At 53.7% G+C, this 17,245-nt stretch carries 20 protein-coding genes; 11 read left to right on the top strand and 9 right to left on the bottom strand.

From position 1 onward, the window contains the following. Nucleotides 1-35 precede the first annotated feature (35 nt). From pspC to pspA, 3 genes are read right to left on the bottom strand one after another with little or no spacing between them, the layout of a single operon-like run. Nucleotides 36-386: an envelope stress response membrane protein PspC gene (gene pspC / locus ACR8BN_RS09210; protein ID WP_031591545.1), complete on the bottom strand. Its 351-nt coding sequence runs from the start codon at nucleotides 384-386 to the stop codon at nucleotides 36-38. Then, nucleotides 383-610, bottom strand: a complete 228-nt coding sequence (pspB, locus tag ACR8BN_RS09205; RefSeq protein ID WP_010244592.1) for an envelope stress response membrane protein PspB — start codon at nucleotides 608-610, stop codon at nucleotides 383-385. Before pspB ends, pspC begins: the two co-directional genes overlap by 4 nt. A gap of 35 nt (nucleotides 611-645) precedes the next feature. Then, nucleotides 646-1,311, bottom strand: coding sequence for a phage shock protein PspA (gene pspA / locus ACR8BN_RS09200; RefSeq protein WP_031591548.1), 666 nt, complete (start codon nucleotides 1,309-1,311; stop codon nucleotides 646-648). 164 nt (nucleotides 1,312-1,475) lie between these two features. On the opposite strand from pspA, the gene pspF reads away from it, so the two are divergent. After that, nucleotides 1,476-2,477 carry a phage shock protein operon transcriptional activator gene (pspF, locus tag ACR8BN_RS09195; protein ID WP_115388092.1) on the top strand — a complete coding sequence of 334 codons (1,002 nt, stop codon included), beginning with the start codon at nucleotides 1,476-1,478 and terminating at the stop codon, nucleotides 2,475-2,477. Between the two features lie 93 nt (nucleotides 2,478-2,570). On the opposite strand, the gene ACR8BN_RS09190 is transcribed toward pspF, so the two are convergent. After that, complete coding sequence (locus tag ACR8BN_RS09190; protein ID WP_083067948.1) at nucleotides 2,571-3,806, bottom strand: MFS transporter; 1,236 nt, start codon at nucleotides 3,804-3,806, stop codon at nucleotides 2,571-2,573. Between the two features lie 146 nt (nucleotides 3,807-3,952). Continuing rightward, nucleotides 3,953-4,144, bottom strand: a complete 192-nt coding sequence (locus tag ACR8BN_RS09185) for a hypothetical protein (protein ID WP_346454251.1) — start codon at nucleotides 4,142-4,144, stop codon at nucleotides 3,953-3,955. A 171-nt stretch (nucleotides 4,145-4,315) separates the two neighbouring features. Here ACR8BN_RS09185 and sapA point away from each other — a divergent pair, with 171 nt between their 5' ends. From sapA to ACR8BN_RS09165, 4 genes are all read left to right on the top strand, one after another. After that, on the top strand, nucleotides 4,316-5,938 hold the full coding sequence (sapA, locus tag ACR8BN_RS09180; protein ID WP_207090818.1) for an ABC transporter substrate-binding protein SapA: 1,623 nt from the start codon (nucleotides 4,316-4,318) through the stop codon (nucleotides 5,936-5,938). After that, nucleotides 5,939-6,904, top strand: coding sequence for a putrescine export ABC transporter permease SapB (gene sapB / locus ACR8BN_RS09175; protein ID WP_434747553.1), 966 nt, complete (start codon nucleotides 5,939-5,941; stop codon nucleotides 6,902-6,904). A 151-nt stretch (nucleotides 6,905-7,055) separates the two neighbouring features. Beyond that, nucleotides 7,056-7,262, top strand: a complete 207-nt coding sequence (locus ACR8BN_RS09170; protein ID WP_031591555.1) for a hypothetical protein — start codon at nucleotides 7,056-7,058, stop codon at nucleotides 7,260-7,262. Nucleotides 7,263-7,557: 295 nt separating this feature from the next. Next, nucleotides 7,558-8,448, top strand: coding sequence for a hypothetical protein (locus ACR8BN_RS09165; RefSeq protein WP_434747552.1), 891 nt, complete (start codon nucleotides 7,558-7,560; stop codon nucleotides 8,446-8,448). 272 nt (nucleotides 8,449-8,720) lie between these two features. Here ACR8BN_RS09165 and ACR8BN_RS09160 read toward each other — a convergent pair whose 3' ends face one another. After that, nucleotides 8,721-9,062 (bottom strand): helix-turn-helix domain-containing protein, encoded by a 342-nt coding sequence (locus ACR8BN_RS09160; protein WP_031591558.1) that lies wholly within the window; start codon nucleotides 9,060-9,062, stop codon nucleotides 8,721-8,723. A 594-nt stretch (nucleotides 9,063-9,656) separates the two neighbouring features. Here ACR8BN_RS09160 and ACR8BN_RS09155 point away from each other — a divergent pair. After that, nucleotides 9,657-9,860 (top strand): hypothetical protein, encoded by a 204-nt coding sequence (locus ACR8BN_RS09155; protein WP_031591561.1) that lies wholly within the window; start codon nucleotides 9,657-9,659, stop codon nucleotides 9,858-9,860. 50 nt (nucleotides 9,861-9,910) lie between these two features. Here ACR8BN_RS09155 and ACR8BN_RS09150 read toward each other — a convergent pair whose 3' ends face one another. Further along, on the bottom strand, nucleotides 9,911-10,111 hold the full coding sequence (locus tag ACR8BN_RS09150; RefSeq protein WP_376716205.1) for an integrase arm-type DNA-binding domain-containing protein: 201 nt from the start codon (nucleotides 10,109-10,111) through the stop codon (nucleotides 9,911-9,913). Between the two features lie 272 nt (nucleotides 10,112-10,383). Between ACR8BN_RS09150 and sapC the strand changes: the two genes are divergently transcribed. The 5 genes from sapC to ACR8BN_RS09125 all read left to right on the top strand — a co-directional run bounded on the left by sapC (nucleotide 10,384) and on the right by ACR8BN_RS09125 (nucleotide 15,335). Continuing rightward, complete coding sequence (sapC, locus tag ACR8BN_RS09145) at nucleotides 10,384-11,274, top strand: putrescine export ABC transporter permease SapC (RefSeq protein WP_010670235.1); 891 nt, start codon at nucleotides 10,384-10,386, stop codon at nucleotides 11,272-11,274. Continuing rightward, on the top strand, nucleotides 11,275-12,270 hold the full coding sequence (gene sapD, locus ACR8BN_RS09140; protein ID WP_010244553.1) for a putrescine export ABC transporter ATP-binding protein SapD: 996 nt from the start codon (nucleotides 11,275-11,277) through the stop codon (nucleotides 12,268-12,270). 1 nt (nucleotide 12,271) lies between these two features. Continuing rightward, nucleotides 12,272-13,075 (top strand): putrescine export ABC transporter ATP-binding protein SapF, encoded by an 804-nt coding sequence (sapF, locus tag ACR8BN_RS09135; protein WP_031591565.1) that lies wholly within the window; start codon nucleotides 12,272-12,274, stop codon nucleotides 13,073-13,075. A 141-nt stretch (nucleotides 13,076-13,216) separates the two neighbouring features. Beyond that, nucleotides 13,217-14,005, top strand: a complete 789-nt coding sequence (gene fabI / locus ACR8BN_RS09130; protein ID WP_010244547.1) for an enoyl-ACP reductase FabI — start codon at nucleotides 13,217-13,219, stop codon at nucleotides 14,003-14,005. A 217-nt stretch (nucleotides 14,006-14,222) separates the two neighbouring features. Further along, complete coding sequence (locus ACR8BN_RS09125; RefSeq protein ID WP_115758653.1) at nucleotides 14,223-15,335, top strand: CMD domain-containing protein; 1,113 nt, start codon at nucleotides 14,223-14,225, stop codon at nucleotides 15,333-15,335. A 4-nt stretch (nucleotides 15,336-15,339) separates the two neighbouring features. Here the strand turns inward: ACR8BN_RS09125 and ACR8BN_RS09120 are convergent, their stop codons facing one another. After that, nucleotides 15,340-16,236 (bottom strand): LysR family transcriptional regulator, encoded by an 897-nt coding sequence (locus tag ACR8BN_RS09120; protein ID WP_031591567.1) that lies wholly within the window; start codon nucleotides 16,234-16,236, stop codon nucleotides 15,340-15,342. A 191-nt stretch (nucleotides 16,237-16,427) separates the two neighbouring features. Beyond that, complete coding sequence (locus ACR8BN_RS09115; RefSeq protein ID WP_163843675.1) at nucleotides 16,428-17,159, bottom strand: YoaK family protein; 732 nt, start codon at nucleotides 17,157-17,159, stop codon at nucleotides 16,428-16,430. Nucleotides 17,160-17,245 lie beyond the last annotated feature (86 nt).

Here is a 17,245-nt window from a genome sequence, read left to right as displayed (position 1 = left end):
GGCCTGAGACAGGCCCGGCAATAACAGTAGCAGAATCAAATCTGGCGGAAGCGGCTGCGCACGCTGAAGGTTTCAGACGTCACATAGCGTTCCAGGTCGCGCACGCTGCGCTCATCCCGTTGCAGGGTACTCTCCAGCTGATCCAGCAGCTCACTGGCGCTGGGCTGGTGCTCAGTCCGGGAGGCAGAGGCGGGTTTCACATCCAGCACAAAACCCAGCACAAAGTAGGCGATCACCGTAAAGAGAAACAGGCCAAAGAACAGTGATAACACCACGATGACACGCAGCAGACGAACCGGAATATCGAGATACTCTGCCAGGCCTGCGCAGACACCCATAAATTTCCCTTCATCTGGCTTGCGCCACAACTTGCGTCCTTTAATCATGGCTGCCTCCAGTTTGGATGTTCAGCGTCCAGAATCGCTTCCAGCGCGTCAATACGTTCGCGCATCCGCTGCGCGTCCTGGGTCACGCGCTGCAGGCGCTGGATTTCGCTTTGCGACAGTTCCGAACCGCCGTTGCGTTTGTTGTTGTAATGCAGCCATAACCAGATCGGTGCGACAAACAACACGAAGATCGTTAACGGTATGGCGAAAAAAAGTGCGCTCATTGACTCTCCTTAATCACTTATCGCAACGTCGATGATTACTCACTGCGGTTCATTTTGGCTTTCAGCGCATTAAGCTGCTGGCTGATTTCATCGTCCGCTTTCAGGTCAGTAAACTCCTGGTCCAGCGTTTTTGGTTTACCAAAACCGTGGCTTTCTGCTTCCGCTTCCATATGGTCGATACGACGTTCAAAAGATTCAAACCGTGCCATTGCTTCGTCGATCTTACCGCTGTCCAGCTGACGACGAACATCGCGTGATGAAGAGGCCGCCTGATGACGCAGCGTTAACGCCTGCTGACGGGCACGTGTCTCACTCAGTTTTTTCTCCAGCTCGCTGATTTCGCCTTTCATGCGCTCCAGCGTCTCTTCAACATGGCCCACTTCCTGTTTCAGAGAGGCGATAAGATCGGTGAGTTTCTGTTTTTCAATCAGCGCGGAACGGGCCAGATCATCTTTATCTTTGCGCAGCGCCAGCTCCGCTTTTTCCTGCCACTCAGCCTGCTGAATCTCCGCCTGCTCAATACGGCGTGACAACTGTTTCTTTTCAGCCAGTGCTCGTGCAGAGGTGGAGCGCACTTCAACTAAGGTGTCTTCCATTTCCTGAATCATCAGCCGGACCAGTTTCTGCGGATCTTCCGCACGCTCCAGCAGGGAATTAATGTTGGCATTAACGATGTCGGCGAAACGAGAAAAAATACCCATAATGATGTTCCTCTTTTAATGTTTTAAAACGTGAAGTCCTGCTGAGTTAATACAAAATGCGTGCCAATTTTATAATTTATTGATTTTTATGATATTTTAAATTTTACAGCCCTTCCCGCTTGTTTTAAGATAGTCAAAATGATTAAGGGGTGGCGAAATTCATCATGACAGGCACTAGCGATAATCTCCTGGGGGAGTCGAACAATTTTCTTGAGGTGCTGGAGCAGGTTTCCAAACTGGCTCCCCTTGAGAAACCGGTACTGGTGATTGGCGAGCGTGGAACGGGCAAAGAGCTGATCGCCAGCCGATTGCACTATCTCTCTGACCGCTGGCAGGGGCCGTTTATCTCGCTGAACTGTGCCGCGCTGAATGAAAATCTGCTCGATTCTGAACTGTTTGGTCATGAGGCTGGCGCCTTTACCGGCGCGCAGAAGCGCCATCTTGGCCGTTTTGAACGTGCTGACGGCGGCACGCTGTTCCTGGATGAGCTGGCAACGGCACCGATGCTGGTTCAGGAAAAGCTGCTCAGGGTAATTGAATATGGACAGCTGGAGCGGGTCGGCGGCAATCACTCCCTGCAGGTAAATGTGCGACTGGTCTGTGCGACCAACGAAGACCTGCCCGCGCTGGCGGCAGCGGGAAAATTCCGCGCCGATCTGCTGGATCGTCTGGCCTTTGATGTGGTGCAGTTACCGCCACTGCGCGAACGACGCAGCGATATACTGGTGATGGCCGAGCATTTCGCTATCCAGATGTGTCGCGAGCTCGGCCTGTTACTGTTTCCCGGCTTTACCCCACGGGCACAGCAGGCTCTTCTTGATTACCACTGGCCCGGCAACGTTCGCGAACTTAAAAACGTGGTGGAGCGCTCGGTCTATCGTCATAACAGCAGCGAGCAGCCTCTGGATAATGTCATTATCAACCCGTTTGCTTCACGCCCTGAACCGATTGCTGTCATCCGGACCAGTCATGACGCGGATAGCAGCGCGCTGCCTGCCCTGCCGCTGGATCTGCGTCAATGGCAGAATCAGCAGGAGCGGGATCTGGTGGAAGCCAGCCTGCAGCAGGCACGTTATAACCAACGCCGTGCGGCTGGCTTATTAGGTGTCACCTATCATCAGTTGCGCGCAATGATGAAGAAGCACGATATAAAAGCAGAGAGTTAATTAACGCCACCCCAACCTATGATTTTTTCCGGGCCTTGTGAATTAACAACCCGGTATAAACCGGGCTGTTTTTCACGTTGAGCCGCCTGTCCATTACGCATTGTGCGACTTAGTCCCCATTTTTTCAGGTTGCCGGATAGCAGGAACCAGACCGACGCCAGCGGTAGCCATCACCACGGCCAGTGCTGACATCAGCAATACAGCACTCATACCAAAGTGTGTTGCCAGCGGACCCGCGACCAGTTGTCCAAAGGGAATGGCGATAAAGGAACCCATTGCATCATAAGCGTACACGCGAGCCAGCTTATCCGGTGGGATATGTGTCTGTAATGAGTGCGCCCAGGTTACGCCGAACAGGCCCAATGACATGCCAGCAATGAAGAACCCCACTATCAGCAGTGCTGCTGACGCATCCTGGCTCAGCATAAATATTGGGAGTGCGTAAAGACCTGCCAGCATCGCGCCAATAAAGAGATCACGACGTGGATGCCATTTCATAGCCAGAAACGAACCTGCAATTAGACCCGCGCTATGGGCGGCCACAATAATCCCCCATCGCGCCCGTCCGAAAGAGACGTCGGCAATCATCGGGCCAAGTACCACCACAATACCATTGAACGCGACGTTGATAATGGCGAACTGAAGGACTATCGACCAAATCCAGCTTCGTCCGGCGAACTCTGCCCATCCCTCTTTGATATCGCGCAGGATATTGCCTTGCGAAGCCGCGGTTTTATTCGATTTCACACGGATCAGGAAATAGAGCGGTACGGAAACGGCAAAACCCAGCGCATCAATTGCCAGCCCCCAGCCCGGCCCGACAGCGCTGGTGATAATCCCCCCCAGCGATGCCCCCATCACCGTACCGCCATAAATCCCCAGCTGAATTAATGCGTTAGCCTGACGCAAATCCGTTGCTGGAACCACCTGCGGAACCAGCGCAGACGATGCAGGCAGCGCGATTCCTGCCGCCGCACCATTCAGGGCACCCAGCAAAGTCAGGCTAATTACAGTTGCTGAGCCATCAAGTACAGACCAGGCGACGATAGCCTGTGAAACAGCGGCAACCACTGCCGATGAAACTAATACCCGACTGCGTGAGTAGCGATCGGCGACAACACCGCCCACCAGCAGGAAAAGCACGTTACACAGTGAACGGGATGCAACCACTATTCCTAAATCAGAAGCAGACCCGCCAATATCCAGTACCGCAAAAGCCAGCGCAATGGGTGCAATCCCATTGCCCAGCACGGTGAACAGGCGCCCAAAAAAGAGATAGCGAAAGGATGTATGCTGAAATGCCTGAACGTTTTTTTGGAATTTATTCATTGCCAGGAAATGGATGACCAGAAGATGAGCTTATAGTACCTGCGTTTTTGTAATAGTTAAGTGCGGTTTAATTCAGGACCCGCTTAGCTAAACGGGAGGCCAGCAGAGATAACATCATCATTAACTCACTTTTCTCTCCCGTTTTTTCATCGCCACACCGCATTCAAAGCGCCGGCTCTTTCAGCAGCTTTCCCTTCCCCGTCCAGGCAGGCATGCCACTCTATAAAAACCAAAAAAAAGCCCGCCAAAAGGCGGGCAACAATACTGGAAGCAATGTGAGCAATGTCGTGCTCTTCTACGGCAGAGCCACCGTCGAAGCGCAGATGAATAATAATCATTCTTATTATCATCTGTAAACAAGTTATTGAGAATTTTTCTCATTACCACACCTTCTGTGCGCTCTTTTTACCGCCGCGATGATGAAAATCAGCCTTGCAGCGGTTGCAGGTTTTGGGACAATGCCCGCTTTGCGATACACTCTGTTTAATGCCTCAAAATCGTTGAGTTCTATGTCAAAACTAATATGTTCGCTGTTGCTAAGTCTCAGCGTGTTGAGTGCCCCTGCGTGGTCAGCGCCTGCGGGTGATATCCGCCAGACCGGCTTCGTCTATTGCGTCAGCGGCACGCTGAACACCTTTAATCCGCAGATGGCCAGCAGCGGGCTGACTGTCGATACGCTGGCGGCACAACTCTATGACCGCCTGCTGGATGTCGATCCTTACACCTATCGTCTCAAGCCCGATCTGGCGTCCAGCTGGGAAGTGCGCGATAACGGCGCAACGTATCGCTTTCATCTGCGCAGCGGCGTGCAGTTCCAGCAGACGAATCAGTTCCGCCCCACCCGGGCGCTGAACGCCGACGATGTCGTGTTCAGCTTCGCCCGGATGTTTGACCGCAATCACCCCTGGCACAACGTCAACGGCGGCAACTATCCCTACTTTGACAGTCTGCAATTCTCCGACTCCGTGCAGAGCGTGAAGAAAATCGATAACAGGACGGTTGAGTTCAGGTTAAACAGCCCGGATGCGTCTTTCCTTTGGCACATGGCGACCCACTATGCGCCAGTGCTGTCGAAAGAGTATGCCGACCAGCTTACCGCGCAGGGCCGGCAGGAAGAGATGGACAGACAACCGGTTGGCACCGGTCCTTATCAGCTCAGCGAATACCGCACCGGTCAGTACATCCGCCTGGCGCGCAATCCTCACTACTGGAAAGGGGTGCCGCGTCTGCAACAGGCGGTGATCGATCTCGGCTCGGGCGGCACCGGGCGGCTTTCCAAGCTTCTGACCGGTGAATGTGACGTGCTTGCCTATCCCGCGGCCAGCCAGCTCACCATCCTGCGCGATGACCCGCGCCTGCGGATGACACTGCGTCCCGGCATGAATATCGCCTATCTGGCCTTTAATACCCGCAAGCCGCCGCTCGACCGCCCTGAGGTACGGCACGCGCTGGCGCTGGCGATCAACAATGAGCGGTTGATGGAGTCCATCTATTACGGCACCGCCGAAACCGCCGCCTCGATATTACCTCGCGCCTCATGGGCATATGATAATGATGCCCGCATTACCAGCTATGATCCGGCGAAGTCCCGTGCCGCGCTGGCGGCTCTGGGCATCAGCGATCTGCATCTGCGGCTGGTGGTGCCTGCTGCGTCGCAGTCGTGGAATCCCAGCCCGCTGAAAACCGCCGAACTGTTGCAGGCGGATCTGGCGCAGGTCGGCGTCCGGCTGACCATAGTGCCGGTAGAGGGCCGTTTTCAGGAGGCGCAGCTGATGGCGATGAATCATGATCTGACACTGTCAGGCTGGGCCACCGACAGTAACGATCCCGACAGTTTCTTCCGGCCGCTGCTCAGTTGTGCAGCGATTCGCTCGCAGACCAATTACGCGCACTGGTGCTCGCCGGCCTTTGACGAAACGCTGCAGAATGCGCTGTTATCACAACAACTCTCTGGCCGCATCGACAGTTATGACAAAGCGCAGCAGATTCTGGCGCAGGAGTTGCCGGTGCTGCCGCTGGCATCCTCTCTGCGACTGCAGGCGTTTCGTCATGATATTAAAGGGCTGGTCCTGAGTCCGTTTGGCAACGCTTCGTTTGCCGGGGTTTATCGTGAAAACGATAAGGAAAAGTAAGTGATTATCTATATTTTGCGGCGCCTGCTGCTACTGATTATTACCCTGTTTCTGCTGTCGCTGGTGAGCTTCAGCCTGAGCTACTTTACGCCTGACGCCCCGCTGGAAGGCGCGGCGCTCTCGGACGCCTGGTGGTTCTGGTTTAAAGGGATGCTACAGTTTGATTTCGGCGTCTCCAGCACCAACGGTCAGGAGATTGACCTGCAGCTGCGTGAGGTTTTCCCGGCCACCATGGAGTTGTGCATCCTGGCGTTTCTGTTCGCGCTGCTGGTCGGGATCCCGCTGGGGATCTGTGCCGGCGTGATGCGCAATAAATGGCAGGACAAAACCATCAGTGCACTGGCGCTGATTGGCTTTTCTGCGCCAATTTTCTGGCTGGCGCTGCTGCTGACGCTGTTCTTCTCGCTGACGCTGGGCTGGCTGCCGGTGTCCGGTCGTCACGACCTGCTCTATCCGGTGCAGAGTGTCACTGGCTTTGCGCTGATTGATGCCTGGATGAGTCCTTCGCTCTGGCGACATGAGATGATAATCAGCGTCCTGAACCACCTGATTTTACCTGTGCTGGTGCTGGCGATGGCACCGACGACGGAAGTGATCCGCCTGCTGCGCAACAGCACCAGCGACGTGATGGACAAAAATTATGTCAAAGCGGCGGCTACGCGGGGTCTTTCGCCGTTTACCGTGATCCGCCGCCACGTGCTGCATAATGCGCTGCCGCCGGTGATCCCACGTCTGGGCCTGCAATTTTCCACGATGCTGACGCTGGCGATGATCACCGAGATGGTCTTTAACTGGCCGGGTCTGGGGCGCTGGCTGATTAACGCGATTCGTCAGCAGGATTACGCGGCGATCTCCGCTGGCGTGATGGTGATTGGCGGGCTGGTGATTCTGGTCAATGTGATTTCTGACGTGATTGGTGCGGCCATGAATCCGCTGAAACATAAGGAATGGTATGCCCTGCGCTAACGCTCAGGGCGCTAAGGCAGACACAAAATAAACATATGAATTTTCTCTTTCAGAAGTCGTTCTGAAAGCAGGCATTGATGTACACAAATAATTGTCCTGCAGAAAGCGATTTAAGTTCGAAGCGAAAAAATCGATGAGGTGATGAACATTTATGGATGAAGTTGATCTGGCACAGGAGCGTGAAGAAGCGCATCTCGCAGCCTCTCTGGCAGCTCGTAAGACCAGACTTAAAAGCCCAAACGGCTTATGCATCTGGTGTAAAGATGAGCCCGTAGTGGCTGAAACTGCTTTCTGTTCAAGCGAGTGTGATGAGGATTATCACAAGCATCGTCGGGAGCAAAGCCAGCGGATTGTCTGAGAGAGAATGAAGTCACCGGGTCAGGCTATTAGGCGGGTGACTCAGATAAACTTGATATAAATGTCAGACAGCCCTCACAAATATAAAGCAATTAAAACGACATCGCTTGATAGATTCTTGATATTTCCTTGCCTTTACGTTGATAAAAAAAACGCATAATGCCCTGACTAAAACGTCACAGCAGAGATATCTGCCCGGAGTTAGTGACAGAAAAAAATATCCCAGGGCGGCTGACATTCAGGAGCCATCTTTTTAACTCGGTTTATCAGAACAACTATCAGGTTTAACATTTTATATGAGCCACTTCAAAAGAATACTTTACGGCTGGGAAAAATCCGACGCTGACATTTATGAGCACTGCTTTAACCGTTTTGGCGGGAGTGTTAATATGCATCCTGACGTGATCAGGTTTTTCTCATCTCGCACAGGTCATGAGACAACGTATTTTCATAAAGAAAAGCAAGGTGGCTATACTGCCGCGTATGCCCTGCTGGATCACTCACGGATAGGTGTCGATCAATGGAAACAATTCCCGCTATCCTATGATGAGATCATGGTGCCGGCGGCTAAAAATGCCTCGATGCTTTTCCCTGAAAAAACCAATAAAATGTCACATTTCAACAAGCACAACTTCATAAATTTTAACTTTTCTTTTGCCCGAAAAAATAAAATATGCTTTGTAAAAGAGAGCTATTCAGTTAAAACAGAAAAAAATCGCCGCAACGAATACAACCGGTTCATACGTGCGGGTGGCCGCTGCTGTGATATGAATCAATTCAGCCCTGAAGAGCTGGCAGACTATTATATCTTCCTTTTTAAATCCCGTTTTTCTGACAGCGTAACCTGTTATTCCAGGGAGAACCTGATCACGCTTATCAATGCCATGAAAAGGATGCTCTTCGGCTATATTCTTTTTGTAGGGAACGAGCCCTGCGCGATGGATCTGCTCTTCATGGCTGAGAGTGAACAAATCATCTATTTTGATGTGCCAAACGGCGGCGTTAACACGAAATATTCGGATCTTAGTCCGGGTAGTTTACTTATGTGGAAAAACATTGGTGCGGCAAGGGACTACTGTAAGCAGACGGGCAAGGAGATGAGGCTTTCCATCGGCTCACTTGATAAAGAATGGACGTATAAGCTTCGCTGGGCGGATGCGCACTCTACGGGAAAAACAATTTTTTAATCTTTCAGTAGAGGCTGGCTTATTTTTTGCAACGGAGCGGCTGGAAATAAGCACAAAACCGCCGAATTATGAAATGCCAGGCACCAACGAAGGCTGTTTGAAGATAAAACGTTTAATCTCAGGGCCGATTTTAATTTTTATGCATCACTCTCCTCCCAGCCGTCCTGTTGATAATACTTCTCTGAGGATGCAATCAGGTAAACCTACGGCATTATGTAAGCTATCAACCGCTGCCTCAAATGGCGTCATCGCTGGGGAAACAGAGAGAGTTTTTATCTGATTTTTTTTGCAGCATCAGTAATTCGCCAGATGCCAGGAGGCATACCAAAATGTCGTGAGAAGGCGCGAGTGAACGTTTGCTGTGAGTCGTAGTTGAACTGATCAGCCACCTCTGCAATAGTGGCTTCAGTAAACCTTAAGCTCAGCGAGGCCGCCTGCATTCTGGTGTTATTAATATATTTCCCGAGGCTGACTCCGCAATGTTTTGTGAACATTCTGTTGAGGTGCCATTTTGAATATCCACTTTTTTTAGCCACTTTATCCAGGCTTATTTTTTCATCCGCATGATCATCAATCCATTCTGTTAATGCATTAAAGAAGTTTTTATCTGTCATGCCATTCCCCTTTTGCTTTTATTGCAGTACCTTTTAAAGGTAACTCATTGCCGCACTAAATTTAATTATAAACTGATCGTTTACACGTTTCTTTTCTAAGCTTTTTTACTCTATTCTCGCCACCGATTTATCTCCTTTAGTAAAGAGTTCCCACTCAGGACGCGACTATCCCACCAAGTCATCAATGAACAATCAGGAAATGATGAAGAATCTGTCAATGCTGCACAAAAAGTGATCTCTGTTAAGGCGAACCTCTTAGGTGTTGAATTATCCGTCTTCTGTGGGTGATCTACGGTGTATTACTCATGCAGCATCATGAACAATTTCCTGTGCAGGTTGCGGCAGGGTTTCAGTACTGAGCTAATCGCGTAGCTAGTCGCGTAGAGCGTCTGCACCTGAAACCGCCAGGCGGGTATGCGTCCATAGCGGTCTGAACACCGGGACACCTGAAGCCAGCCGGTAATCGCGGATAATATCGGCATGAAGTAATCCACTGAGATGTCTGATATTTTCAGGATAGGCTAAAATTCTTTATGTAAGCGTCAGCAACAAGCCTCGCGGTAACGACGCGGTTTATCAGAAAGAGGACGAAAAATGAAATTCGCTGTAATTTTTGAAGATACCGGCGTTGAAGAGGAACATGAGTTTGACACCAAACCTGTTGCCGGAGATTTAGTGACGTTAACGCGCGATGGGGTAGGTAAAGATTATATCGTTATCATTGAGCCGGATCCTGACCACACCCATGACGACGGGCCTGATGGACACCCGACAAAGGCCAGGGTCCGGCCAGCATAGCCTCCGCTAAGATCTAATCCGCCGCCCAACAGGGCGGTTTTTATTGCCTGTTATCCGGAGGTGAATATGACTTTTTTCACTCTGTTCAGGATGATATGCCGACGCGGATCATAACCCTTTGCAATCCAGAGTTGAAATTGCTGACGCCGTTTCCTTGCCTGTAACAGGGATATCGACGGATAATCCCCTGTAGTCAGCTGACGGGCTAAGCCTCCCAGCGCTAACGGTAGAAAAATATCACGTTGCCTCAAAGGGAGAGCCTGACATTCAGTCCGGACGAGTCGAAGATAACCTCTGCTTTGTCGCGGCGCTTACCCAGCGCTTTCCTGAGCTTAGTGTCTGTCTGCAATGTGGACATCTTCTTTGCGTCTACGCAGAGAAGCACACAAAACACATAAATTACCGCTACTCAGAGTCAGCCATGATAAAGAAACATAAAGCATATCCTCAGGATAACCCTCTGATATGAGTGATTTTTATAAAGAAACGTTATCCGAACTCAAGCACAATAAAGTGAAAGCGTATGCCCTCCGATAATATCTACGCCGAAAAACGCCTGCCCAGCGCGTTTCGTCAGAGCTGGCACCATTTTTATGGCAACCCGATTTCGATGGTCGGGCTGTATGGCTTTGGCGCACTGCTGCTGCTCTGTCTGTTTGGCGGGCTGATAGCGCCATACGATATCGATCAGCAGTTCCTGGGTTATCAGTTGCTGCCGCCATCCTGGTCACACTACGGCGATGTCTCCTTCTTTCTCGGCACCGACGATCTGGGTCGGGATGTGCTGAGCCGCCTGCTGAGCGGTGCGGGCCCGACGGTGGGTTCGGCGATTCTGGTGACGCTGTTCGCCACGCTCGGCGCGCTGGTGCTGGGCGTACTGGCGGGCATGACGCATGGCATACGCTCGGCGGTGATGAACCACGTTCTGGACACCCTGCTCTCTATTCCGTCGCTGTTACTGGCGATTATCGTGGTGGCGTTTCTCGGGCCACGACTCGAGCACGCATTGCTGGCGGTCTGGCTGGCGCTGATTCCACGTCTGGTGCGCGAGATTTACAGTGCCGTGCATGATGAGCTGGAAAAAGAGTATGTGGTGGCGGCACGTCTGGACGGTGCCAGAGGCCGCAACATCCTGCGCTACGCCATTTTGCCTAATATTTTACCGTTGCTGATCACCGAAATTACCCGCGCGCTGTCGATGGCGATTCTGGATATTGCCGCACTCGGGTTTCTCGACCTGGGCGCGCAGCTGCCTTCGCCCGAATGGGGAGCGATGCTGGGTGATTCGCTGGAGCTGATCTACGTCGCCCCCTGGACCGTTATGCTGCCGGGTGTGGCGCTGATGGTCAGCGTATTAATTGTTAACCTGCTCGGTGACGGCATCCGTCGCGCCGTCGAAGCGGGAGTGGAATAAATGCCGTTACTCGATATCCGTAATCTGACCATTGAATTTATGACCGCTGACGGGCCGGTCAAAGCGGTCGATCGCGTCAATCTGACGCTGGGCGAAGGTGAAATCCGTGGTCTGGTCGGTGAGTCCGGCTCCGGTAAGAGCCTGGTTGCTAAGGCGATCTGCGGCGTGACTAACGATAACTGGCGTGTCACCGCCGATCGCATGGTGTTTGATGATGTGGATCTGCTGCGCCTGTCGTCGCGCGAGCGCCGCCGCATTATCGGGCATAACGTCTCGATGATTTTTCAGGAGCCGCAATCCTGTCTGGATCCCTCTGAAAGCATCGGTCGTCAGCTGATGCAGGTGATCCCACGCTGGACGTATAAAGGTCCGTGGCTGAAACGCTTCTGGTTCTGGCGCAAAACCCGCGCCATCGAACTGCTGCATCGCGTCGGCATTAAAGATCACAAAGATATTATGCGCAGCTTCCCCTATGAGCTGACCGAAGGGGAATGCCAGAAAGTGATGATCGCGATTGCGCTGGCTAACCAGCCGCGTCTGCTGATTGCCGATGAGCCGACGAACGCCATGGAACCCACGACGCAGGCGCAGATTTTCCGCCTGCTGAGCCGTCTCAACCAGAACAACAACACCACCATTCTGCTGATCAGTCATGACCTGCGCACTATGAGCCAGTGGGCGGACCGCATCAACGTGATGTACTGTGGTCAGACGGTAGAAACCGCCCAGAGCGAAGATTTAATGAGTACGCCGCACCATCCTTATACTCAGGCGCTGATTCGGGCGATGCCCGATTTTGGACGATCCCTGCCGCACAAAAGCCGTCTCAATACCCTGTCAGGGGCGATCCCGTCGCTGGAGAGCCTGCCGATTGGCTGTCGTCTGGGGCCGCGTTGTCCCTATGCGCAGCGCAAATGTATTGAAACGCCACGGCTCACCGGCAGCAAAACGCATCTCTACGCCTGTCATTTCCCGCTGAATATGGAGGGCCAGTAGCATGGAGACTCTGCTGGAAGTGCGCAACCTGAGTAAAACCTTCCGTTATCGTACGGGCCTGTTCCGCCGTCAGCACGTTGAGGCGGTGAAGTCGGTCAGTTTTACCCTACGCGAGAGGCAGACGCTGGCAATAATCGGCGAAAATGGCTCCGGCAAGTCCACGCTGGCGAAGATGCTCAGCGGCATGGTCGCCCCTACCGAAGGTGAGATTCTGATAGACGATCATCCGCTGACCTTTGGCGATTATGGTTATCGCAGTCAGCGCATCCGCATGATTTTCCAGGATCCCTCAACCTCACTGAATCCGCGTCAGCGTATCAGCCAGATTCTGGAGTTCCCGCTGCGGCTCAATACCGATCTCAGCGCGGAGGAACGCGAAAAGCGCATTATCGCCACCCTGCGTCAGGTGGGATTACTGCGCGATCACGCCGGCTATTATCCGCACATGCTGGCACCGGGTCAGAAGCAGCGTCTGGGTCTGGCCCGCGCGTTGATTTTGCAACCCAAAGTGATTGTGGCTGATGAAGCGCTGGCCTCGCTGGATATGACGATGCGTTCCCAGTTGGTGAATCTGATGCTGGAACTGCAGGAGAAGCATGGGATCGCTTACATTTATGTTACCCAGCATCTGGGGATGATGAAGCACATCAGTGACAAGGTGCTGGTGATGCATCAGGGCGAAGTGGTCGAGCGCGGCGGCACCGCTGATGTGCTGGCCTCCCCGCTGCACGATCTGACCCGACGACTGATCAGCAGCCACTTTGGCGAAGCATTGAGTGCCGAAGCCTGGCGACGAGAGCGTTGATTTTTGCTGCATATCGCGGAAATTGCGGGGCGATTTACCTGATTTATGAGAGACGTGCTAGAATCCGCACGTCGATTAACGTCGGTCGCTTACTTTTTAACCATGCGGCCGCCAACTACAATGACCATAAGGATTACAGCTATGGGTTTTCTTTCCGGTAAGCGCATTCTGATTACTGGCGTTGCCAGTAAACTTTCCATCGCCTACGGTATTGCACAGGCGATGCACAAACAGGGCGCAGAACTGGCTTTCACCTACCAGAACGACAAATTAAAAGGTCGTGTGGAAGAGTTTGCCAAAGATTTGGGTTCAGACATCGTGCTGCCATGTGACGTAGCCGAAGATGAGAGCATCAAATCTCTGTTCACTGAACTGGCAAAAACCTGGCCGAAATTTGACGGTTTCGTTCACTCTATCGGTTTCGCCCCTGGCGAGCAGCTGGTTGGCGACTACGTGAACGCCGTTACCCGCGAAGGCTTTAAAATCGCGCATGACATCAGTGCTTACAGCTTCGTCGCGATGGCCAAAGAGTGCCGCGAGATGCTGAATCCACACTCTGCGCTGCTGACCCTCTCTTACCTGGGTGCTGAGCGCGCGATCCCGAACTACAACGTGATGGGTCTGGCGAAAGCGTCGCTGGAAGCCAACGTGCGTTACATGGCAAACGCCATGGGCCCGGAAGGCGTGCGTGTTAACGCCGTTTCTGCCGGTCCAATCCGCACCCTGGCAGCATCAGGCATCAAAGATTTCCGTAAGATGCTGGCACACTGCGAAGCGGTCACCCCGATTCGCCGTACCGTTACCATCGAAGATGTCGGCAACTCAGCAGCATTCCTCTGCTCTGACCTGGCTGGCGGCATCACCGGTGAAGTGGTACACGTTGATGGCGGCTTCAGCATCGCCGCAATGAACGAACTGGAACTGAAATAAGTCCTGCAAGGGCGAGCCTGGCTCGCCCTTCTCTTTGCTCCCGCCTCGCCCTTCCTGCCTGATTTCGCTGCCGTTATACCGTAACGCTATTAATTATCACCGATCAATCTTTTGCCCCGGACTGGCCATCAGCGACGATAAGCCTGCCCTTCGGTTTATGCACATTTTCAGATTCTGCCGCCTGCATACCGAACCCGAATTTGCAAAAGGATTGATCATGGAACAACGCCGCTATCCGGGCCATAACCACTGGTTTTACGAGAGCCAGACCAGTCCACGTACCTCACAGGCCGCACCGCTGGTGCCAGAGGCCGCCCATATTGATGACCGCTTTTTGCTGGGATGTTACGCCGATGACAACGTGGTGCAGTCACTGCTGCGCACCAATCAGCCGGCCCTGCTGGCGGCGCGCGATCTGGCACAGCTGCTGTTCCCCGATCGCGTCGTCACCACGCTCACACACACCTTAACGCTTTACGATCGCCTCAGCACGGCGCTGACGGTGGCGCAGGTGGCGGGTGTACAGCGGCTGTGTAATCACTACTCTGCCCGCCTCAATCCGTTGCCCGGGCCCGACTCCTCACGTGAAAGTAATAATCGCCTCACCCAGATTACGCAGTATGCACGCCAGCTGGCGATGCAGCCTGAGCTGATCAGCGCCAGCGCAATCACCGCCCTGGATGCGGTCGGCCTGACAGAGCCTGATATTGTGACGCTGAATCAGGTGATTGGCTTTGTCAGTTATCAGGCGCGGGTGGTCGCCGGTTTACAGGCGCTGCAGGCCCAGCCGGTACGCTGGCTGCCCGGCAGCACTGCACCACCCGATGCTGAGGCCACAGGTTTTGATCAGCCTGCCCGCTGGCAGCCGGTGCTGAAACCACTGGAGTTGCGTTATGCCAGTGCTGAGCAGCTCGCTGCTATTACCCGCTGTCAGTCACTGCCGGGAATGCAGGACGCGGTATGGCTCCTGGCCCACGATCCCTCGGTGCTCTATGGCTGGGCGCAACTGCGCCAGCATCTCACTCAGGACAATACCCTGGCAGAGGCGACGGCCGCCCGGATTCTGGGCAGTCGCTGGGCATTCGGGCTGCTGGCCGGAAATGAGATGTTAATTGAGGGCGTGGATGATGCGGGGGCAAAAGACCAGGAGCAGCAGATTATTGCGCTGGCGGCGCAGCTGACCCGTTCGCCAGAACGATTCAGCGCGGCCCATCTGCAACCGCTAATGGAGGCGGGTTGGGAGGCTGATGCACTGTTCGCGCTGATGCAGAGTGTTGCCATAGGCAACTGGAACAGCCGCCTGTTTTACGCACTGGGCGAATCGCAGTAGCCGGCTAAACCGGCAGCAGACCGCGCGCTTCGTCGAAAAAGTGCTGTGCCAGCGGTGTGGCACGGCCAGGCTCAGCGATGACCAGCGCCGCCTGGCGCGCCATCGGCGGCAGCGTGATGGCGCGCTGCTGCAGCCCCTGTAATGAAGCGGCCAGCAGATGACCGACCGGCGACACCAGCAGCCCCAGGCCGACCTGCGCGCACTGCATCAGCTGCATGACAGAGGCGCTCTCCACGATCACCCGGGGCACCAGCGCCGCTTCACGAAAAGCCATATCGAGATAACGCCGGAAATAACGCGTCGGCTCCGCCAGGCAGAGCGGCTGTTGTGCCACTTCATCAAGCGTCAGCGCGGTTTCCCCCACCAGCTCAGGAAAATGGTCGGGATGGAATATGGCTTCAACGCCCCGATCTGCCAGCATCTCGGTCTGAAAATGGAGTTCACGCAGGGTTGCCATCTCGAAAAAACCGATCCCGACATCCACGGTGTGGCTGTTGAGTGCTTCCAGCAACTGGTCAGCACTGAGTACCGCAATGCGATAGTCGAGCTGAGGATAACGCGCCTGCACCGCTTTCAGCAGCAGCGGCAGTGCCATGCTGCACTGCGGCACCACGCCAACCCGCAGCGTGCCGTTCACCCCATGTTTCAGCGATTCCACTTCCAGCTTCAGCCCCTGATAAACCGAAACAATTTCCCGCGCCCACGCCAGCACACGGTCGCCCTCCGGCGTAAATCCGGCAAAATTATTGCTGCGGTTAATCAGCGGCAAGCCCAGCTCGCGCTCAAGATTCTTCAGGCGCATAGAGAGGGTTGGCTGTGTAACAAAACTGGCTTCCGCGGCCCGCCCGAAATGGCGTTCACGCTCCAGGTTACATAAGTAAATCAATTGTTTAATGTCGATGTTAATTATCCATCAGCAGGTTGAAGGCTGTTCGCATTACTGTCTCGTTCGCAGGATCAACCAGAGTATAAGGCTGAATGTTACCCCGCGCAGGCTCGGATGTTTTAACCGCACGGTTCATTTGCACAGGCGGATCGATGAAATCAGGACTTCGCGCCGCCCTGGTTTAAGCAGCAGTGAGGGTTGCGCACTTAAATCATCGCGCCCTGTTGTTTTGCTGGCTTAGTAAAGATGGCATTCAGCGCCAGACAGATTAAACCAAACCCCACTGGCAGCAGGAAATCGTAACTGAGCAGTCGGTAAAGCCCGATTCCGGCCACCCCACCCGCCAGAAAAGCCAGCAGGGTCAGACAGTGCAGTCGCAGCCGGCCCAGATAGAGCGGCGCCTCTTTCGGTGACGCTTTACGCCGCAGCACCTCAAACAGCATTGCCAGCTCAATCCCGATATCGGTCGCCGTGCCGGAGATATGGGTGGTGCGAACGCGGGCATTGGAGATCCGCGTCACCACCGCATTCTGCAACCCCATTAAAAAACTCAGGCTCATGATTAACACGACACCAGGTGACCGCGGCGGAAAGTGATTTTCAATCACACCCAGTGCAATCAGCGCGCTGCCCTCAATCAGGATGACAAAGGCATAGATGGTGCGGATATTTCTGCGGTGCCCGGCATTAATGATCAGCGTTGAACACATGGAACCCGCAATAAACAGAAGCACGATCGACAGAAAAAACAGGCCAGGCCCCAGATTCGCTTTTGCCAGGTGATCGGACAGCAGCGAGACATTACCGGTCATGTTGGCTGAAAAAAAACCGACGATCTCAAAGGCTGCGGTATTCAGTGCGCCTGCGGCAGCGGCAAGCGTACAGGCCAGTCGGGTATCCGCGCTGTTGCTGCGGGCACTTTCCGTGCTGATTAGCATGACCACCCCATTTTTACTGGAAAGCCTTATAATCCGCCGATTAGCCCTGCGCCACAAGGCACTGAATCAAACTCTCCCTTCTTTGC

This window comes from Pantoea sp. Lu_F5_004 (assembly GCF_051136245.1).
In the GTDB taxonomy this organism is placed as follows: Bacteria; Pseudomonadota; Gammaproteobacteria; order Enterobacterales; family Enterobacteriaceae; genus Pantoea; species Pantoea agglomerans.
Note: the sequence above shows the minus strand (reverse complement) of the source record. Positions and strands in the feature narration are given on the sequence as shown.